Raw genomic sequence first — 1,821 nt, 5'->3', positions numbered from 1 at the left:
GGCCGGATGCGCCTGGACGGCCTCGATCGCGCGGACCGCGTCGGTGAAGATGCGCCGGTAGTAATACGTCTCCCGGCTGAGGATGCCGCGCGTCATGAGCCCCGGGTAGCTCACGCCGCCCGCGCTCGGGTGCGGGTCCGGGGTCTCGCCGAGCTGGCCCCCGTAGCCCTGCCCGCGCGAGTCCATGATGAGCATCGCGTAGCCCGCCTGGGCCCACAGCGTGTTCTGGTGCGCGAGCCCGCGCCCGCCCGAGTAGCCCAGGAAATGGACGACGGCGGGCAGCGGCTCCCGTTCCTCCCCCGCCCGGGCGGCCGGCAGGTGCAGCCAGGCCCTGATGGGGTCGCCGCCGTAGCCGGCGAACGTGACGTCGTAGGTCTCGATGAGGGGCAGGTGCGTCTCGACGCGCTCGAAGCGCGCGTCGAGGGGGTGCTCTTGCGCCTCGGCGATGGTCACGTCCCAGAAGGCGACGAGGTCGGCGGGGAGCGGGCTGCTGCCGCGATACGCGCGCAGCTCGGGCAGGGGCAGATCGGTGGCTGGCATAGTATGGAATTCTAGCCCGGAAAGCGCTTTCTGACACCCCTCCCGACGGCGGTAACCGGTTGCTAGACTCGACGAATTGGGGGGCAAATCGTCCCCGTGGACCGGCCCCTCGCGGCCGCACAGGAGGTCACATGGCACGCACCACGCACGCCGGGCGGCACGTGACGATCGCCCACGTCGCCGAAGCCGCAGGGGTCTCCCGCGCGACCGTCTCCCGCGTCATGAACGGCCTCGCGACCGTGGACCCCGAGATCGGCCGCCGCGTCCGCGAAGCCGCCGAACAGCTCAACTACTCCCCGAGCACCGTGGCCCGCAGTCTCGCGATGGGCCGCACGCAGACGGTCGCGATCGTGGTCCCGGACCTCGGCAACCCCATGTTTCAGGAAACTCTCCGAGGCCTGAGCCGCGCGGCCGCGAAGGCCGGCTACCGCGTGCTCGTGGCCGATTCGATCGAGAACCCGGACGAGGAGGTCATCCTGGCCCGCGAGGCGCGGCGCCGCTGCGACGCCCTCGTGCTCGTCTCGCCGCGTATGGATTCCGCCGTGCTCGGCGACCTCCTCCCGGAGCTGGCCCCCGTGGTGCTTGTGAACCGGGAGAGCCCCGTACCCGGCGTGCCGAGCCTCGCCGTGGACTACGGCGCTGGGATCCGCGCGATCGTCTCCGAGCTCCAGCGGCTCGGGCACCGGCGCGTCGCGTACCTCGCGGGGCCGGGCGGATCGTACGGCAACCGCGCTCGCCTCGAGGCGCTGCACCACCTCCTCGGCGATCAGAGCCCCGAGATCGTCGAAGTCCCGTGCGGCGCCATGTTCGAGGACGGCTACCGGGCCAGGGACGCCGTGCTCGCTACCGGGGCGACGGCGGCGGTGTGCTTCAACGACCTCGTGGCGCTCGGCCTCCTCGGAGCCCTGCACGAGGCCGGCGTGGACGTGCCGGGCCAGCTCTCCGTGACTGGCTTCGACGACATCCCCTTCGCGCGCTTCGCCTCCCCCGCGCTCACCACGGCGTCAGTGCCGCAGACCCAACTCGGCGAGGAGGCGTGGGAACGCCTGTGGGCCGTGCTCAGCGACCGCGAGCCCGCGCACGACGTGACCGTCACGCCCCGTCTCGAGGTCCGCGCGAGCGTCGGCGCTGCGCCGGCGGATAAGCCTCGGGCCAGGGCTGGGAAGACTGGGGCTGGGCGGGCCGAGACCGTGGCGGACGCGTGAGCGAGGCGCGTAGCGCCGGGGTGAGCGACGCCTGGGCGGGAAGGTCGGGTTGGGCGGGTTGGGCGGGCTGGAAAGC

General features: G+C 72.7%; 2 protein-coding genes. One reads left to right on the top strand and one right to left on the bottom strand.

Annotated features, from left to right (window positions below; translation table 11 throughout):
- Positions 1-540 (bottom strand): acetylxylan esterase (locus tag ACLN58_RS21775; RefSeq protein ID WP_415857298.1); only part of this gene is annotated, 540 nt, incomplete at its 3' end.
- 131 nt (positions 541-671) lie between these two features.
- On the opposite strand from ACLN58_RS21775, the gene ACLN58_RS21770 reads away from it, so the two are divergent.
- The gene (locus ACLN58_RS21770) at positions 672-1,745 is read left to right on the top strand and encodes a LacI family DNA-binding transcriptional regulator (RefSeq protein ID WP_415857297.1); all 1,074 of its coding nucleotides are present in this window, start codon (positions 672-674) and stop codon (positions 1,743-1,745) included.
- The last annotated feature ends 76 nt before the right edge of the window (positions 1,746-1,821 follow it).

Origin of the sequence: Sinomonas sp. G460-2, assembly GCF_047759905.1 — a bacterium.
Classification (GTDB): Bacteria; Actinomycetota; Actinomycetes; order Actinomycetales; family Micrococcaceae; genus Sinomonas.
Note: the sequence above shows the minus strand (reverse complement) of the source record. Positions and strands in the feature narration are given on the sequence as shown.

Excerpts from the sequence above, each read along its gene's own strand:
- ACLN58_RS21770 (WP_415857297.1), top strand. The coding sequence starts at position 672 with ATGGCACGCACCACGCACGCCGGGCGGCACGTGACGATCGCCCACGTC.